We start from the raw sequence: 17,014 nt of genomic DNA on the forward strand, positions 1-17,014 counted from the left end.
ATTATTGACAAATGTCAATAAGCAGACTGGTATTTGTCAATCAATTTATTCTCTGTTGTGAATTACATTTGAAAAAAGCAAGTACTCACTCAGTTGCGTTATAAACCATCTAAACATAAAACCATGAAACAAAAACTACAAATTTTCGCTTTACTTTGCGGTCTGGCAATTTCTACCAATTGTTTTTCGCAACGTTACTTATCAGAGATCTTTACGGCCGTAACTGTTTCTTCAGGTGTTACCTATGGAAATAATATTTCGGTATTAACCGGAACACCGGCGTCGCAACCCCTGGTGATGGATGTTTACCAGCCAACCGGAGATGTGCAGACTACGCGCCCTTTAATAATTATTTTACATGCCGGAAGTTTTCTTCCTGCGGTAGCCAGCACTCAGGCAATTGGTAAAAGAACAGACAGTGCCGTTGTAAACATGTGTATGAGATTTGCCAGACGCGGGTATGTGGCCGTATCGGCAGATTACCGTTTAGGATGGAATGCCCTTTCAACCAATCAGGACATTAGAACGGGAACGATTCTGAATGCTGTGTACCGCGCTGCCCAGGATGCAAAAACCTGTGTGCGTTTTTTTAGAGATGACGCAGCCAATGCAAACACTTACAAAATTGATCCCACTAAAATTGCTTTAGGCGGTTTTTCAGGAGGCGGCTATGCTGTGTTAGCGGCAGTTTCTTTAAATAAGGCTTCCGAACTTCAAATCACAAAGCTGATCGATTTTACCCAAAATCCGCCCGCTCCCTATGTAAACCAGGCGGTAGCAGGTAATTTTGATGGAACAGATACTACACCGCTTAATACACCAAACTATGCTTCTTACAGTTCTTCGGTAAGCGTTGTGTTTAATATCGGCGGTGCTATTGGAGATACCAGCTGGATGGAAGCAGGTGAACCTCCTATCATCGGTATGCATTGTTACAAAGATCCGAATGCTCCTTACAAAACAGGAAATGTAATTGTAACGGCAACAGGTCAATTTGTTATCGAAGCTTCAGGAAGTTATGACATTGTAAAAAAAGCACAAAGATTGGGTAACAATGCTATTATTAACAACGCTACTTATTCTGACGTTTACACCACCAAAGCAAATGTGAACAATGCAGGCATCAAAGCTTTGTATCCTTTTATTACTCCAGCTCCGGGAGCAAACCTGTCGTGTACAGGAGCAAATGCTAATGCACAAACAGAACAAGGTACACCTTGGGACTGGTGGAACGAATCGGTGTTTATAGCTTCGTATAACGCTTACAGCAGTACTACTAATGGACCAGTAGTGAATTGCCTGGCCAAACTTAGTAATCCTAACATGTCAGCAACACAAGGCAGAACTTACATCGATACCATTCAGGGATATTTAAATCCACGTTTGGTTTGTGCTATGGGACTTGCCGGTTGTTTATCGACTGTTGGCTTAAAAGAATATGCTTATTCAGGAAATTTAAACGTATTCCCGAATCCTGTTACATCGGAAATTAACTATTCAGTTTCTGGTGGAAACACAATCAGCCGTGTTACTTTGTTAGATGCAACAGGTCGCCTTGTGTTAAGCGCAAATAACCTGAATGAAACATCTTTTAAACTGAATAGAAATAATCTCAGCGCCGGTTTATATTTTACAACCATTGAGTTAGGAAATAAAACGGTAGTTACTAAGAAAATAGTGATCGAATAAATTTTTGATCTTTAAATGTTAAGAGAGCCGTCAGTGTACGGCTCTTTTTTTATGGCTGAGAGAAAGCACCGCAAGAATATCAGGACGCATGTTCCAGCATCTGTTTCAGCTTTACACCTAATAGCTGAGCCCAGCCATCTACAAACCTCTGTCTTGCAAAATGTGCATCATCGGGAAATGTCTCCAAACCTTCATGCGTTAATTTAAGCCGGGTTTTAGCACCTTCTTTAAACAACTCGAAGGTAACTTCTGAAAGCCCAGGATACCCTTTATAAACCCACGTATGGGCAAGGGTCTGTCCCTTAATAATTTTCGTCACTGTCCATTCTTTTTGAAACCGCGAACCATCATCTTTAAATTTAAACTCAAATCCAACTTCTGGCACAAATTCAATCAGTTGAGGAAAATACCATTCTTTCATTTTGTCTGTTTCAGATAGGTGCTGCCATACTTTCTCGATTGGTGCACTGTAAAGCTGTTCGGTTACAAAGGGATGATTCATTGGGGAAGTTTAAGAGCACAAGTTAAACCTTTAGCCTGATTGATTCGTTTTTTTGGATCAGGTCCAAAAGGAGTGGTGTAAAACTCACCAGCTTTATACCAGCTCCCTGGTTCCTTGCACAATACTCCCTACTTACCCCGTACATATCCCGTCTTTTAGTACGAAACACATCCATTCACTCAGCTTCTCATACACCTTCCCTCAGAGGTCAAGGCACTCTTACTCATTCGTCCCATTTTTCGTCCAATTTCCAGCTATCTTTGTATATGGCATTTCAGGTCGGTGATATAAAACTCTCAGGTACTGTATATGGTATTTCTTTTTACCACAGTGTCTTTGGCTGGCTGGCCAGGTGCAAAGGCGGGCCAAGTCGCAAACAATTCAAAACCTCACCGGTATTTGTCCGATCAAGAGAGAACAGCGAGGAATTCACAACTTGTGCACGGGCTGCTGCTGCTCTGCGCCGCCTGGTAATAAAACACACTGCTCATAGAGACAAAAGCCTTTACCACCGGCTCATGAAGTTGATGCGCCTGCTCGCAGATAACGATAAGGACTCTCTTCGTGGAAAGCGCGATCCAATGAAAGGGATGCAGACAATAGAAGCCAGGGCACTTTTAAAGGAATTCAAAATAAGCGAAAATCTTTGCCTGTATGATCTTCTGCTCATAGAAGGGCTGATTAAAAAATCTCATGATAAAGTGAAGGCATCCAAGACACCTGCTATCCCGTCAGCAGCTATTAAACGAAGACGAACCAAAAAGCTATCACCTTTTTATCCGCTTCCCAAAGCTCTGCCGGCACACCTGTCTTTACGCCAGAGCCAGAAGCAAATACAGGTTAACACCGCTTTCGGTTAAAGGGGCAGATAGAAAGCTATTTATAGGTTTAGCATCTACACTGCAAGAAAACTTTATTCTCTTCCCCACAACTTTTGCGCATGATCCGAAAATTCTGAAGTGGCCCCGAAGTAGAAATCACTTCGTGCTTTCACTTCGGGACACCACTGAAGTGAAAAACCCCTCCCGAAATAAATCGAAAGGGGTTTTCTACTTCAGTGGTGCCTCCAGGAATCGAACCAGGGACACAAGGATTTTCAGTCCTTTGCTCTACCGACTGAGCTAAGGCACCCACTCACTTTAATTTACCCTCACTGTTACCAGTGCAAATAAATTTAGAGGTTGCAAAAATACGGTTTTTATCCATCCCACAAAATTTTTCTCAAAAAAAATCTTAATTAAAATTTCTCCTGACTTTAATAATCTATCTTTATCACCCATGAATTTAGTGCTTGATTTCGGTAATACACGCATCAAAACCGCTGTGTTTGAAGATACTACGCTTAAAGAGCAGCGTGTTTTTACCAGCGAAAACGAATTACTGGCTAATCTTGATTCTTTTCAAACTATTAAAAATTGTTTGATTGGTTCTGTAACAAATGACCACGCTAAAGCGTCTGAGTTATTGTCATCAAAATTTCAGACCATCGTGTTTAAAGCCAATACCCCAATTCCTTTAAAGAATTCATATAAAAGTGCGTTGACCTTGGGTTCAGACCGCATTGCGGCTTCTGTAGGGGCCTGGGCGCTTTATCCTAATCAAAACGTTCTTACAATTGATGCCGGTACCTGTATTAAATACAACTTTGTAAACACCGATAATGATTACCTGGGAGGAGCCATCTCGCCGGGAATCCCAATGCGTTTAAAGGCTATGAACTATTATACACAGGCTTTACCGCTTGTGGAAGTAGACAAAAATTATGAAAAACTCATAGGTCAGACTACTGCCGAATCTTTATTGGGAGGAGCCTTATTGGCCTCTGCCTGCGAGGTAGATGGCATGATCGACCGTTATAACAATCAGTATAAAAATCTGCAGGTAGTGGTTACGGGTGGTGACGCTGATTATTTGTGCAAACAACTTAAAAACCGTTTCTTTGCCGACCAAACTATTTTGCTGAGAGGCTTAAACACTATATTAAACTACAATCTTGAAAAATAAGGCAAACATATTCCTGGTTTTTATCGCATTACTTCCGTTTTTAAGTCAGGCGCAAAACAATACTTTTAGTCCTTATTCCCGTTACGGTTTGGGAGAGCTTTCGCAGCCTACCTTTGCACACAATACAGGTATGGGTGGCGCGCATATTGCCTTAAAGCCCGATTCAACGATGCCGATTTTTATAAATGTGGGCAATCCTGCGTCTTATGCCCTCATTCGTTTAACCACACTGGAGGTAGGAGGAAGTTTTTTACACTCTACATTTAAAGGAAATAATAATACGAGTCTTACAAAATGGGGAACCAGTTTTGCCTATGGAGCATTGGGTTTTCCGGTAAGAAAAAACGGTGGCGCTGCTTTTGGCCTCATGCCTTTTAGCAGTGTGGGTTATGAAACGAACACTACCATTAACCAGGAAAATATCGGCGCTGTTCAATACAAGTATTATGGCAACGGTGGCTTAAATAAAGCTTTTATAGGGTACGGCATATTACCTTTTAAAAACAAGTTAGCGAATTTCCGTTCTAAATATTCTTATTTGCCGGATTCTATGAGAACTCTTACCCGCGCGCAATATGTGCGTCGTCAACTAGTGAATAAACTGGTGAGTGATTTATCTTTGGGATTTAACGTCAATTATATTTTTGGAAATGTGTCTAATAGCACCCGTATTGTTTATCCTAACTCTTTAACTTACAACAACACTTACCGCGATCGCGTATTAACAGTGGGTGATTTTACCGGCAACTTTGGTGCACAAACCGGTGTTACTATTGACAGTACCCTGGATCACAAAGGCAGAAAAGCCAGGATCGCAGCCGAACTAAAAGTTCTAAGTGATCAAAACATGTATTCGAAAGCTAAATTAAAATTTATGGAAGATAGCATTGCTAGTGTCACTAGATTCGATACGACTCTGGATAAAAAAGGCAAAAAAGCCAAAATTGCATCTGAAATTAAAATTTTAAGTGATCAGAATATTTATTCGGAAGCGCAATTAAAAATGAAACGGGATAGTCTGGCGGCTGTGACGCCCTTATACCGCAGGGCCTACAAACAAAAACCTAAGTTCACTTTCGGGTACTTTATGAATCTGAATAATGGTTTGAAATCAGATTATGTTACCGGTGTTTACAATTATGTGCTGAATGGTTCTGGCCAGGAAATTTTGCGCGATACTGTTTTATATCCTGTAAGCAAAGCCGGTACTATCCGTCTTCCACTTGAACAAGGTTTTGGCATTGGATTTAAAAAAGGAGAACGTTTAAACATGGTGGCAGATTTTGCTATAACCGACTGGACAACCTTTAAATACCTTAACGATCAAAATGATTTTAAGAAAAGTTACAGAGTTTCTGTGGGCGCTAATTTTGTTCCGGAGAAATACGCTGCAGGTAGAGGTTCTTTTGGCAGAAAAGTAAATTACCGCATAGGTGCTTCTTATCAAACCGGGTATTTAAGTATTGAAGACAATCTTATTTCTGATTATTCTGTGTCGTTGGGAATTGGTTTACCGGTTGGCATTAATCGTATCTCATCTATGGTGAATGTGAGTGCCCAATATGGTTTTATGGGTTCAAGCGATCCTAGTATACTTAAACAAAATTACTGGCGCGTTAATTTCGGTTTTACTTTTTGTGACCGATGGTTTCAGAAATACAGAGAAGATTAATGATTAAGTCTTTGCGCATAGTTCTTTTTTTCTTTATCCCGGTAAGCATCGGGATTTTTTCTTCTTGCTCAAATGATCTTAAAGATGTGATGGCTCTTCCACGTAACGAGTTAAGTCCCTCTACTATTGGCGACAGTGTTACGATGTTATATTCAGATACGGCACAACTAAAAATAATGCTTACGGCCAACCGTATGTTGTTTTTTGATAAGAATGTAAGCGAGCCTTTTAAGGTAATGCCAAAAGGATTTTTCGTAACTTTTTTTGATAAAGATGAAAAAGTTTCTGCTACTTTGCGGGGTAATTACGGTGTGAGTTACGATGTGAGCAACAAGATGGAAGCCAAATATGCGGTAGAGGTTGTAAATAAAGATGGCGTGAAACTAAATACAGAAAAGCTTATCTGGAATGCCAATACCCAAAAAATTTATACCGACGCTTATGTGGTTATTACTACGGCAACGGAACAAATTACGGGCTATGGTTTAGAAAGTAACCAGGATTTTACCAAATACAAATTAAAAAAGATCAAAGCAATATTACAATTAAAAGACAATGAGCAGCAATAATGAGTTTCAAAACAAAGCCTACGTTTTCTTAGAACGTCTTTGGTTAGTAGCAGCTATACTGGGCGTGTGTCTGGTGGTTTATTTTCTAATTATGAAAGATAACGACAGCGCCTTGTTCTTTTTTGGATTTTTTATTTTGTCAGCACTTCTTTATTTATTGCGAAAACGTCAACGTGTTAAGTTTCAAAAGTTTTTGGAAAACAAAGACGAATACGTGCCTGGTAAGGATAAAAAATTCTAAAGTTTGTTCTTCCCTTAAAAACGGAGAAAAGAGTACATTTGCAGGAACGCTCGTCCCAAACTTAAATTAAGCATCTTAGCTCATCAAAACTTTAAAGGCAATACTCCGTCATAACACAGCGTTTGTTCTGCTGCTGATCTGCTTTGTTATAGCGCTTTTTTCTTTTCACTATTACGGTGCTTCCTGGGATGAGGTGATGCAGCATTCTATTGGTGAAATTGCCTGGAACTATGTGGTGGATGGTGACAGGTATTTGTTTAATTATGTCGACGGCGACCATGGAGTGGGATTTGAACTTCCTCTTATTATTTTAGAAAAACTATCGGGTTTAAAAGATCCGCATGATATCTGCCTGATGCGGCACCTGGCGACGCATGTGTTTTTTCTCCTGAGCGCGTTTTTTTTCTATAAACTTTGTTTTCTTTTATATAGCAGCAGGTTTTTAGGTGTCGTAGCATTTTTGCTTTTCGCTTTTCACCCGGTACTTTACGGGCATTCTTTTTTTAATACGAAAGATCTTCCTTTCTTAAGTCTGTTCACTATCTGTCTGTATCTGGCGGCAAAATTATTTCAGAATAAAAACATACTCAACACTGTTGTTCTGGGCATTTGCCTGGGTGTACTGGTCAATATCCGTATGATGGGTTTGCTATTACTTTTTTCGGTTTTATTCTTTCTGAGCATAGATGCCATTCGCGAAAAAAAATATTTCGATCGTCACGCGCTGATTTTACTTTTTGTAGCTGTCCTGGCATTGTATGGTAGCTGGCCATACTTATGGGAACATCCTATAGAAAGATTTATGGTAGCATTTAAAAGTATGTCGCACTACGCATGGACAGAGACCAATTTGTACGACGGGAAAAATGTGCCTGGTAACCAGATTGGCTGGGAGTACATTCCTTTATGGTTTGCAGTTACTACACCGCTTCCCTGGTTGCTTGCCGGATTGTTTGGGATTGGGGCTTTTGTAAGCTGCATTATTAAAGAGCCGTTTTATGTTTTTGATTTACAGGGAAAGATGAACGTTCTGTTCCTGATTTGTTTTTTTGTTCCCATACTTGCTGTGATAGCTCTGCATTCTGTGGTGTATGATAGCTGGCGGCATTTATTTTTTATCTACCCTTCCTTTTGTATGCTTCTTTTGTTTGGTTTAAATTACCTGATGTTGAAGTATAAAAAAATAATCAGGCTAGGATCTGCCCTGAGTTTTAGTTTTGTTATTGGTTTTACGATTTTTAATTTTCCTTTCGGGCATGTTTATTTTAGTCCGCTTGTTTCTTTGCATTCCCAACCTGAATATCTCCGTAAACACTACGACATGGATTATTGGGGAACATCGTATAAACAATCTCTGGAGTATATTCTCGCGCATGATTCATCGGCCCTTATAAAAGTATTTCCTGAAAATTACCCCGGGAATTTGAATGCTGCCATGTTACCGCCAGAGCAACGCAAGCGCATTTTAATTGTTCCAAACCTGGATGAAGCTACTTATTTTGTTACCAACTACCGTTTTCACCCACAGGATTATGCTTTTGAAGATAAAAAAGTCTACACTATAAAAGTTCTCAATAGCACTATTAATGCCGTTTATAAGCTCCGTTAAATTTCTGGGCTGAAGTGTAAATTTACTTAGCGAGCAAATGCAGTCCCCCTAAAATTGCTAAGATGATCGCGGCTATTACTCCTGCAGCGAATACCAGTTTAACTACAAAGCCTCTGTTACGAATATCGTAGCCCGAATTTAAAAGGGTGAGTTGGTTTAATAGGACAGTAATTTTGTTCATCGTTTTGAATGTTAGGGAATCACTGGATTACTTTTCCAAAGGTATTCTAAATCCTGAAGAACCTTTGGAGGGTTTATGAAAGCCGCCATTTACTTTTCCAGAGTTAAGGCTGCATAACCGCTCATCCGAAAAGTAGATCCTGAAAATGAATTTGACGTAACTTTAACGCATGCTTTTTATCCTCTTTAAAGAAAGTTTATTATTTGCCTGGCAATCGCTGGTAGGAAATAAGCTGCGTTCTTTTTTAAGTTTATTAGGTATCACCATTGGCATCTTTGCCATCATTCTTGTTTTTACCATTGTTGACGGCCTCGAAAGTAATATTCGTGGAAGTGTGGAATCTTTAGGCAATAACGTGGTGTATGTTCAAAAATGGCCATGGACCTTTGGTCCCGATTACCCCTGGTGGAAATACATTAACCGTCCAACTCCCCAATATTATGAGCTCGATGAATTACAAAGGCGTTGCAAAACCACTGAAGCCATCGCCTACCGCATAGGTGCAAGAAGAACCATCAAATACAAATCCAACAGTATTTCTAACGCAGTAGTAGGGGGCATTTCGCATGAATTTTACAAGATTAAAAGTTTTGATTTAAGCTCTGGAAGGTACTTTACACAAAACGAAACCGATGCCGGGTATCGCATGGTTCTGATAGGAGCCGAAATAGCGGCTGGTCTTTTTGGAAACGAGGATCCTTTAGGTAAACAAATAAAAATAGCGGGACAAAAAGCAACGGTTATCGGCGTCATTAAAAAAGAAGGCGAAAGTTTACTCGGAATGAGTTTCGACTACCAGGTTATTACTCCTTTTAATTTTGCGCGTTACATGATCGATACCCGGGCAGAAAGTTCAGATCCTACCATTTATGCCAAAGCAAGGCCAACTATCAGCAATGCAGAGATGATGGATGAATTAACAGGGGTGTTGAGAGGTCTGCGGAAATTAAAGCCAGCCGCCGATCCAAATTTTGCCTTGAATGAAACCAGTTTAATCAGTAAAGCCTTCGATGCTTTATTTGACATTATTGGAACCGCAGGATGGATCATAGGTGGCTTTTCTATCCTCGTAGGTGGATTTGGAATCGCGAACATTATGTTTGTCTCGGTAAGAGAAAGAACCAACTTAATTGGCATTCAAAAAAGTTTGGGTGCTAAAAATATTTTTATCCTTTTCCAGTTCTTAAGTGAAAGTGTCTTGTTGAGTTTTATAGGCGGTTTTTTCGGACTTCTGTTAACCTACATAATAACTGAACTGGGAAAAGGAGCCATAGGTATGGATATTAGTTTAAGCAGCACGAATATCATACTGGGTTTTACCATCTCTATCCTGATTGGAATCATTAGTGGCTTTATTCCGGCTTATAGTGCCTCTCAATTAGATCCTGTGGAAGCGATTAGAACAAATTAATTTTGAACTGCCACTTTAATTCCTGATCTTTGGTCGAAGACAGCTTTTATTATCCAAATTTTAACCCTAACCCCACAATTACGAAAACAAATCGATTTCTAGCCTTAGTTGCTTTCTGTGCATTATTTATAATGAATTGATGCCAAAAGAAAAGTAATGATTCACTTAATTCTAATAATTTATCAGGAGTAGGAAATCAAAAGTCTAAATGCATATATACTCAAGAACAGATTATGGGTGCAATTACTAAATTTAAGGGTCAAACTGCAATTTCAAATGAAGCTAATTCAAAATTGATTTCTGCAGACAGTATTCCTCTCGATTCTTCGGTTTGGGTGGTTGAGGCAACTCTAAATTATGACTTTGACCACATAACAGCAAATGCAAATAAATCTGTTTATAGATACAAAACCTTTGAGTTGAGTGTACCGTTAAAGGGCGATCTTAACATTGACAGTGACGTTATTGAAGATTTATATGATCAAATAGGTGATACTATTAATGGATTCTTGGGTGTAAATGATAGAATCAAAATTATCGACATTTCTGCATCAGTTAACTCAAGTGGAACTCAAGCTACTATAAAAACATATGCTATATCTTATTTGTTAAACTTTAGCTATTTATGTTCTCCATTAAGTCCTGGGAATACAATTACAAAATCCAATAATTTATTCTCTTGTATAGCAACTATCGATGGCTCTGCGCTTTTCGAAAATCAAGTCAATACGTGTTATTTTTATTTACCTTATAACTGTGCAAGAAATTTCTTTACTGATGTTCAATCCTTGATTTTTTGGGGATATGATTATCCCTCATGCCTTTATTATAATACTTTTGGACCTGCTACGTATAATGATTGTAATCCCATAAGTTACAATGGAATTAATAATTTTGCGTCTAATACAAATGTTCTATGTAATACTAACAAACCCAATTTCGGGCACATTCCTACTCATGCTTTTGTTTTATGGTGGCCACATTATAGCGGTGTATCTGCGGGAGCTATAGATGAGGCTTATTGGATGCTCCAAACAACTTATGGTGTACCATATTATTACTGTTATTAAACATGGTTAAGGGATTAGTTAGAATAGTTCAAACAATTATGACACTTTTAATTGTTGTGTCGTGGTTAAATGGCCAGGTTTTATATAGCAAACAAGGACTGCAAAACAACTACTTCTCTGGGATAACTGAAGAAATTTCGGGAAACTTTTTATTTGTTAACCATAACGAAACTCAATCTGCGAATGGATTTGAAGTTAGAGAACAACTGATTCGATTGTCGCCATTTGGACAAGTAATTGATACATTAAACCTTGAAGATAATTTCAGTTGTCTAAAACCTCCAGTTTATTTTCAAGGGAATTATTTATTTTTCGGGACCCTTTTTCAGTCTTCTTCATCGACTGTGTCCGCAATGCCTTTACTGTTAAAGTATGACCAAAATTTTAATCTTGTAGAGCGAAAGGAGCTTTTTTCTAATTCAAGTTCGAATGTATATGCAACGAAAATGTTAACTGCGCCTGGCAACTTTTATTTTGCAATCAATCTAGATGGTAATCCAAAAAAGTCCATAATTTATACAACAGATTTTCTTTTTAACATTCTAGATTCTTCACTTATAGACGGAAATATTCAAGACATAATAGTGCATAATAACCATTTAGTCGCATCAGGTTTTTTCTTTTCAGCGAATTCTGGAGGTTACTGCCAGACTGCGGAACTTGACTCTTCTCTTCAAATTCTAAATGTTTTAACACTTAATAATTTATCATATATCCCTGAATGCGGAATACAGGTGGGAATAATGGGTTCTACAACATTAGTAGATATTGATGAATTAAAATATTTGGTCACAGGTAGTGGGGTAGTAACTAACACTAATTGCTCTACAGGGTTCAGAAAAAATATCTCAGCGATAATTCATAATACAGCTTCTATCTTCAGTTCAAATTTGATTGGCCTCGAAAACGTAGATAATATGAATTTTCTTCCGGGATTATTTACTTCAAAATATTTGAAGCAAGTTTATTCGGTTAGTTATGTCATAAGAAGCTATATTCCTGCACCAGACCCTCGAAACGTTACCACAAAAATAGCTATTGCGAAGATGGATACCTCGGGAGCACTTCAATGGTTAAAGCACTACGGAGAGGATAAATACTACCTGCCAATTTCAATTTTTGCAACTTCTGATGGTGGCGCAATATTAACAGGGTTGCGATATGATACCGTCAATCCTGTGGTCGCGAATGTTGGGGAGGGTTTTGTAATGAAAATAGATAAGTCGGGTAATGAAATATTTGTAGGTCTAATTGATAAAAATGCACCTAACATTAAATTTCATAAGTGTTTCCCTAATCCGGCGTTAGACGAAATTAAATTTGAATTGCCCCTTGAAAAAAGTGCCACTATTTCCATATATAATGAACTTGGTATCGAAATAGATATTTTTTTAGATTACCATAGCCGTTCATCCATTAGTACGGTCCATTTATCGAGTGGACTGTACACTTATAAAATAAAAACAAAAAGCAGTGTTTATTCGGGTAAATTTGTGAAAGAATAAGTCGTTTGTCGCGTCCCCGCATTATATCTATTATCTGTATCATTGGCTACCTGGCGGTGTTATTTACATTTCCGCAGGTATTTTCGCCTCCTATAAAGAAGCTGGGCATTTTTATGCCGGCGGTGTTCGGAATATTGGTCTCGGCGCAATTTATTGCCTGCGTGGGCGTGTGGTATTATAAGCAATGGGGTGTAGAACTTTACCTCATAGCCTTTTTTGCCAAGACCATTTTCTTCTTAACTACGGGTCAAACCGGGTTCAGCTTTTATTTTGGGGGACTTATCTCATTGATCTCTATCATTTTACTCCTGAAGTATTACAGGCGAATGAATCCAAACCTTTGAAAAAACGTGTCTTTCTTTGTGAGCGATTCACCTCGTTTTACGCGCCAATCACCGAAAAAATCGTTAGTTTTTCAAAAAAGTTTGTTTCATGAAAATAAAATTGTATATCTTTAAATAGGAATTAAAAAATGAGTAAATTTTCATTCCCTCACTAGAACGTACATTTTAATCACTAGAACACATGGTTGGCGAAGTAGGAACAACAGAAATCCTTGACACACTAAAAAGCTTTTTTGGCTTTGACGGATTTAAAGGGAACCAGGAAAAAATTATAAAAAACTTATTGAATGGCAAAGATACTTTCGTGATCATGCCCACTGGTGGAGGGAAAAGTTTGTGTTATCAGCTGCCTGCTCTTATGAGTGAAGGAACTGCCATCGTAGTGTCGCCTCTTATTGCTTTAATGAAAAACCAGGTGGATGCCATTCGTGGTTTCAGTAAAGAAAACGGAATCGCCCATTTTCTTAACTCTTCCTTAAATAAAAGTGATATTACGCAGGTTAAAAGTGATGTTTTATCCGGAAAGACCAAGTTACTATACATAGCGCCTGAAACTTTAACCAAAGAGGATAATATCGCCTTTTTTAAAGAATTTAAAATTTCGTTCTTCGCTATTGACGAAGCACATTGTATTTCAGAATGGGGACATGATTTCAGGCCTGAATACCGCCGTTTACGTCCTATTATCGACGCCGTGGGTTCAGTTCCGGTAATGGCTCTTACAGCAACCGCTACTCCTAAAGTGCAGCAGGATATTCAAAAGAATTTGGGTATGATGGCTGCCGATCTTTATAAGTCTTCGTTTAACCGCGATAATTTATACTACGATGTCCGTTCAAAACAAAACGTCATTAAAGAGATTATTAAGTACGTTAAGGCAAATTCGGGCAAAAGCGGTATTATCTATTGCCTGAGCCGTAAAAAGGTAGAGGAAATAGCAGAAGCCTTAAAAGTTAACGGAATTAAAGCGGCGCCCTATCATGCCGGTTTGGATGCAAAAGAAAGGGCCAAAACCCAGGATGGTTTTTTAATGGAAGATCTGAATGTGATTGTTGCTACAATTGCCTTTGGAATGGGAATTGATAAGCCGGATGTACGTTTTGTAATTCACCACGATATTCCAAAATCATTAGAAGGGTATTACCAGGAAACGGGCCGTGCGGGACGAGATGGAGGAGAGGGAAAATGCGTGACTTTTTACAGTTACGACGATATTATGAAGTTAGAGAAGTTTATGAAAGACAAACCGGTTGCCGAACAGGAAATCGGCAAACAAATGCTTTCTGAAACTGCCTCTTTTGCTGAAACCAGCAGTTGCCGCCGTAAGTTTTTACTTCATTATTTTGGAGAAGAGTTTGATGAGGTAAGATGTAATGGTATGTGCGATAATTGCCGTCATCCAAAACAAAAGTTTGAAGCTAAAGATGATCTTGAACTGGCATTAGAATGTGTGACCGAGATCAAGGAAAAACATAAAATTAAGGATGTTATTAATGTCCTTATGGGCACATTAACAGCTACTGCTAAAACCTATAAGCATGATCAGATTGAAACCTGGGGTAAAGGGGTAGATCATGATAAAGATGATAAGTTCTGGCAGGCCGTTTTGCGTCAGACCATTGTAAACGGATTTTTGTCAAAAGACATTGAAAATTATGGGTTATTGCGTTTAACAGAAAAAGGTAAAGCCTTTTTGAAAAAACCGGTAAGTATTAAATTTGCGAGAGACCATGATTATGCAAATGGTGATCATCCGGGTAATGACGATGATATTGTGTTAGGCGGAAAAGGCGGTGGCAATGCAGCTGATGAGGTTTTGTTCACTTTATTGAAAGACCTCGTTAAAAAAACAGCGAAAGCGAAAGGCTTACCTCCTTATGTTATTTTTCAGGAGCCTTCTTTAGAAGAAATGGCCATTCAATATCCTATCACCATGGATGAAATGACCAAAATTAGCGGTGTTGGTTCGGGTAAAGCTGCAAAATTCGGGAAACCTTTTGTAGACCTTATTAAAAAATACGTAGAAGAAAATGAGATCGATCGTCCGGTGGACATGGTCATTAAATCGGTTGTAAATAAATCGGGTTTAAAAGTTTATATCATTCAAAATATTGACCGTAAGATTGGGTTAAAAGAAATGGCTAAGAGTAAGAATCTTACATTGCCAAACCTCTTAAAAGAAATAGAAACCATCGTTGAATCTGGAACCCGAATAAACATCAATTATTACATTGATGATTTGATGGACGAAGAAAAACAAGATGAGATCATGGAATACTTTAAAGAAAGTGAGACGGATAGTGTTGAAGCTGCTTTAAAAGAACTCGGAGAGAACGATTATTCAGAAGAAGAAATTCGCGTGATGCGGATTAAATTCTTGTCTGACTTCGGAAACTAGACACAAATTACACAAATTACACTACTAAAATCCCGCTATGGCGGGATTTTTTGCTGGCTGATAATTAAAAATTAGTTTAGACTGCGCCCGGACTAACACCTTGACCGGTTTTAAAAAAAGTGTCACTTCGAGCGTAGTCGAATGTCACTTCGAGCGTAGTCGAATGTCACTTCGAGCGCAGTCGAATGTCACTTCGAGCGTAGTCGAATGTCACTTCGAGCGTAGTCGAATGTCACTTCGAGCGTAGTCGAATGTCACTTCGAGCGTAGTCGAATGTCACTTCGAGCGTAGTCGAATGTCACTTCGAGCGTAGTCGAATGTCACTTCGAGCGTAGTCGGATGTCACTTCGAGCGTAGTCGGATGTCACTTCGAGCGTAGTCGCATGTTACTTCGAGCGTAGTCGAATGTCACTTCGAGCGTAGTCGAATGTCACTTCGAGCGTAGTCGAATGTCACTTCGAGCGTAGTCGAATGTCACTTCGAGCGTAGTCGAGAAGAGACTGATAGAAAAAAAATTCCCGCTTGGGCGGGAATTTTTTATGTAGATCAATGATGCCTAATTATGGGTCGAGTCTGTATAAAGTTCTAACAGAATTATTTTCTGATACTGCGAAAACAAATATTCTGTGCGTTAACAAGCGAATCACAACAGAGTTTCCGGTGGGCAATCCGGTAGTTACCGGTGTCCATTTAATAGCTTCGTCTCCGGTAATGTAAACATTATTTCCAGCTGCGGCGTAAATCGACCCTAGGTTTTCTGTGAAGGCTCTGGCCGGTACATTTAATAGATTGTTATCGGTAATATTCTGCCATTGCTCCCCATTATTAAATGACAAATAATTCCCTGTCGCTGATCCTAAAAACAATTTAGTCCTAAGATTTTTTACGACATACGGATTTGAAAAGGGAGGATCGCCGGCGTAAGAAAAAGCGGACATCTCTTCATCCCAATAATATTGTTTTGATGTTAGTGAATCATAAATTGAAACGCCTACTTCGCTCACCCACATAGATGTGGGAGTGATTGAATTTGCAAGGGTTAACTTTGTCCACTTACTTTCGCTATTGGATTTTCGATATATTTCTCCGCCCGTTAGTACATACACATTTTCGTTGTAGGCAGTCATGCCAGTAATCCTGAGAGAATCCAGACCTGTGTTGATCTGTTGCCAGTTAGAGCCGATATCTTTGCCATAAAAAACACCTGCATTTGAAGTTCCCACATAGATATAATCTTCATTTTGGACCAGATGACGGGTTTTCTGATTATTCAAACTTGACGGCATCCAGGATTTTCCATCATATATACTATAGTAAAGCCCGTTAGACTCTGTGCTTGCGTACATTACTGATTCCACCGAAATCAGATCATTGATCTTACCGGGTACTTGTTGGTTTAATGTCCAAATCCCTTTCGTATGAAATATCAGCTGCATGCCATAACTAGTACCTGATGCATTCACTATATACGATCTAAGATAATACACTGTACTGTTTTTTAAATTGGTGAGATTAACAGCGTGTATTCCAACTTCTACATTAACATTGATTTTATTTGAGGCAGTGGTGGGATCTGGCGATTCGCTCCAGCAGATCCCGGCTTCAGTAACAGTTTCAGAGCCAAGCTGTGCGATGTAAATACCGGATACCGCAGAATTGTTAGTTATGTCTTTGGCACCCAATGCAAGAAAGGAAGTGTTAACCACAACTGGTTCGCCGGAAGCAGTGGGTTCAGGATCATTTTTCCTTTCTTTTTTACAAGAAGACAAAATGAACACCGTACATAGCGTTAAACAAAAACCTAGTGTAGTTTTCATGA

Annotated in this window: 14 protein-coding genes and 1 tRNA gene; 12 read left to right on the forward strand and 3 right to left on the reverse strand. The window is 38.9% G+C overall.

Annotated features, from left to right (window positions below; translation table 11 throughout):
• The first annotated feature begins 93 nt into the window (after positions 1-93).
• On the forward strand, positions 94-1,689 hold the full coding sequence (locus tag CNR22_13240; GenBank protein ID PBQ32697.1) for a hypothetical protein: 1,596 nt from the start codon (positions 94-96) through the stop codon (positions 1,687-1,689).
• A gap of 79 nt (positions 1,690-1,768) precedes the next feature.
• Here the strand turns inward: CNR22_13240 and CNR22_13245 are convergent, their stop codons facing one another.
• Positions 1,769-2,191, reverse strand: a complete 423-nt coding sequence (locus tag CNR22_13245) for an ATPase (GenBank protein ID PBQ32698.1) — start codon at positions 2,189-2,191, stop codon at positions 1,769-1,771.
• Positions 2,192-2,457: 266 nt separating this feature from the next.
• On the opposite strand from CNR22_13245, the gene CNR22_13250 reads away from it, so the two are divergent.
• Positions 2,458-3,051, forward strand: coding sequence for a hypothetical protein (locus CNR22_13250; GenBank protein PBQ32699.1), 594 nt, complete (start codon positions 2,458-2,460; stop codon positions 3,049-3,051).
• A gap of 198 nt (positions 3,052-3,249) precedes the next feature.
• Here CNR22_13250 and CNR22_13255 read toward each other — a convergent pair.
• A tRNA-Phe gene (locus CNR22_13255) sits at positions 3,250-3,322 on the reverse strand.
• A 147-nt stretch (positions 3,323-3,469) separates the two neighbouring features.
• Between CNR22_13255 and CNR22_13260 the strand changes: the two genes are divergently transcribed.
• The 10 genes from CNR22_13260 to recQ all read left to right on the forward strand — a co-directional run bounded on the left by CNR22_13260 (position 3,470) and on the right by recQ (position 15,195).
• The gene (locus tag CNR22_13260) at positions 3,470-4,195 is read left to right on the forward strand and encodes a pantothenate kinase (GenBank protein PBQ32700.1); all 726 of its coding nucleotides are present in this window, start codon (positions 3,470-3,472) and stop codon (positions 4,193-4,195) included.
• Positions 4,185-5,867 carry a hypothetical protein gene (locus tag CNR22_13265; protein PBQ32701.1) on the forward strand — a complete coding sequence of 561 codons (1,683 nt, stop codon included), beginning with the start codon at positions 4,185-4,187 and terminating at the stop codon, positions 5,865-5,867. Before CNR22_13260 ends, CNR22_13265 begins: the two co-directional genes overlap by 11 nt.
• Positions 5,840-6,436 (forward strand): LPS export ABC transporter periplasmic protein LptC, encoded by a 597-nt coding sequence (gene lptC, locus CNR22_13270; GenBank protein PBQ32702.1) that lies wholly within the window; start codon positions 5,840-5,842, stop codon positions 6,434-6,436. The genes CNR22_13265 and lptC overlap by 28 nt, the downstream gene beginning before the upstream one ends.
• A complete protein-coding gene (locus CNR22_13275; protein PBQ32703.1) occupies positions 6,423-6,677 on the forward strand; it encodes a hypothetical protein in 255 nt (84 codons plus the stop codon). Before lptC ends, CNR22_13275 begins: the two co-directional genes overlap by 14 nt.
• 196 nt (positions 6,678-6,873) lie before the next feature.
• A complete protein-coding gene (locus tag CNR22_13280) occupies positions 6,874-8,286 on the forward strand; it encodes a hypothetical protein (protein ID PBQ32704.1) in 1,413 nt (470 codons plus the stop codon).
• A 350-nt stretch (positions 8,287-8,636) separates the two neighbouring features.
• Positions 8,637-9,878 (forward strand): ABC transporter, encoded by a 1,242-nt coding sequence (locus CNR22_13285; GenBank protein PBQ32705.1) that lies wholly within the window; start codon positions 8,637-8,639, stop codon positions 9,876-9,878.
• 233 nt (positions 9,879-10,111) lie between these two features.
• On the forward strand, positions 10,112-10,948 hold the full coding sequence (locus CNR22_13290) for a hypothetical protein (protein PBQ32706.1): 837 nt from the start codon (positions 10,112-10,114) through the stop codon (positions 10,946-10,948).
• A gap of 2 nt (positions 10,949-10,950) precedes the next feature.
• The gene (locus CNR22_13295) at positions 10,951-12,453 is read left to right on the forward strand and encodes a hypothetical protein (protein PBQ32707.1); all 1,503 of its coding nucleotides are present in this window, start codon (positions 10,951-10,953) and stop codon (positions 12,451-12,453) included.
• A 5-nt stretch (positions 12,454-12,458) separates the two neighbouring features.
• The gene (locus CNR22_13300) at positions 12,459-12,797 is read left to right on the forward strand and encodes a hypothetical protein (GenBank protein PBQ32708.1); all 339 of its coding nucleotides are present in this window, start codon (positions 12,459-12,461) and stop codon (positions 12,795-12,797) included.
• Positions 12,798-12,978: 181 nt separating this feature from the next.
• Positions 12,979-15,195: a DNA helicase RecQ gene (recQ, locus tag CNR22_13305; protein PBQ32709.1), complete on the forward strand. Its 2,217-nt coding sequence runs from the start codon at positions 12,979-12,981 to the stop codon at positions 15,193-15,195.
• A gap of 560 nt (positions 15,196-15,755) precedes the next feature.
• On the opposite strand, the gene CNR22_13310 is transcribed toward recQ, so the two are convergent.
• Positions 15,756-17,012, reverse strand: a complete 1,257-nt coding sequence (locus tag CNR22_13310) for a hypothetical protein (protein PBQ32710.1) — start codon at positions 17,010-17,012, stop codon at positions 15,756-15,758.
• Positions 17,013-17,014: the final 2 nt, after the last annotated feature.

The organism is Sphingobacteriaceae bacterium (assembly GCA_002319075.1).
GTDB lineage: Bacteria > Bacteroidota > Bacteroidia > B-17B0 > Aurantibacillaceae > Aurantibacillus.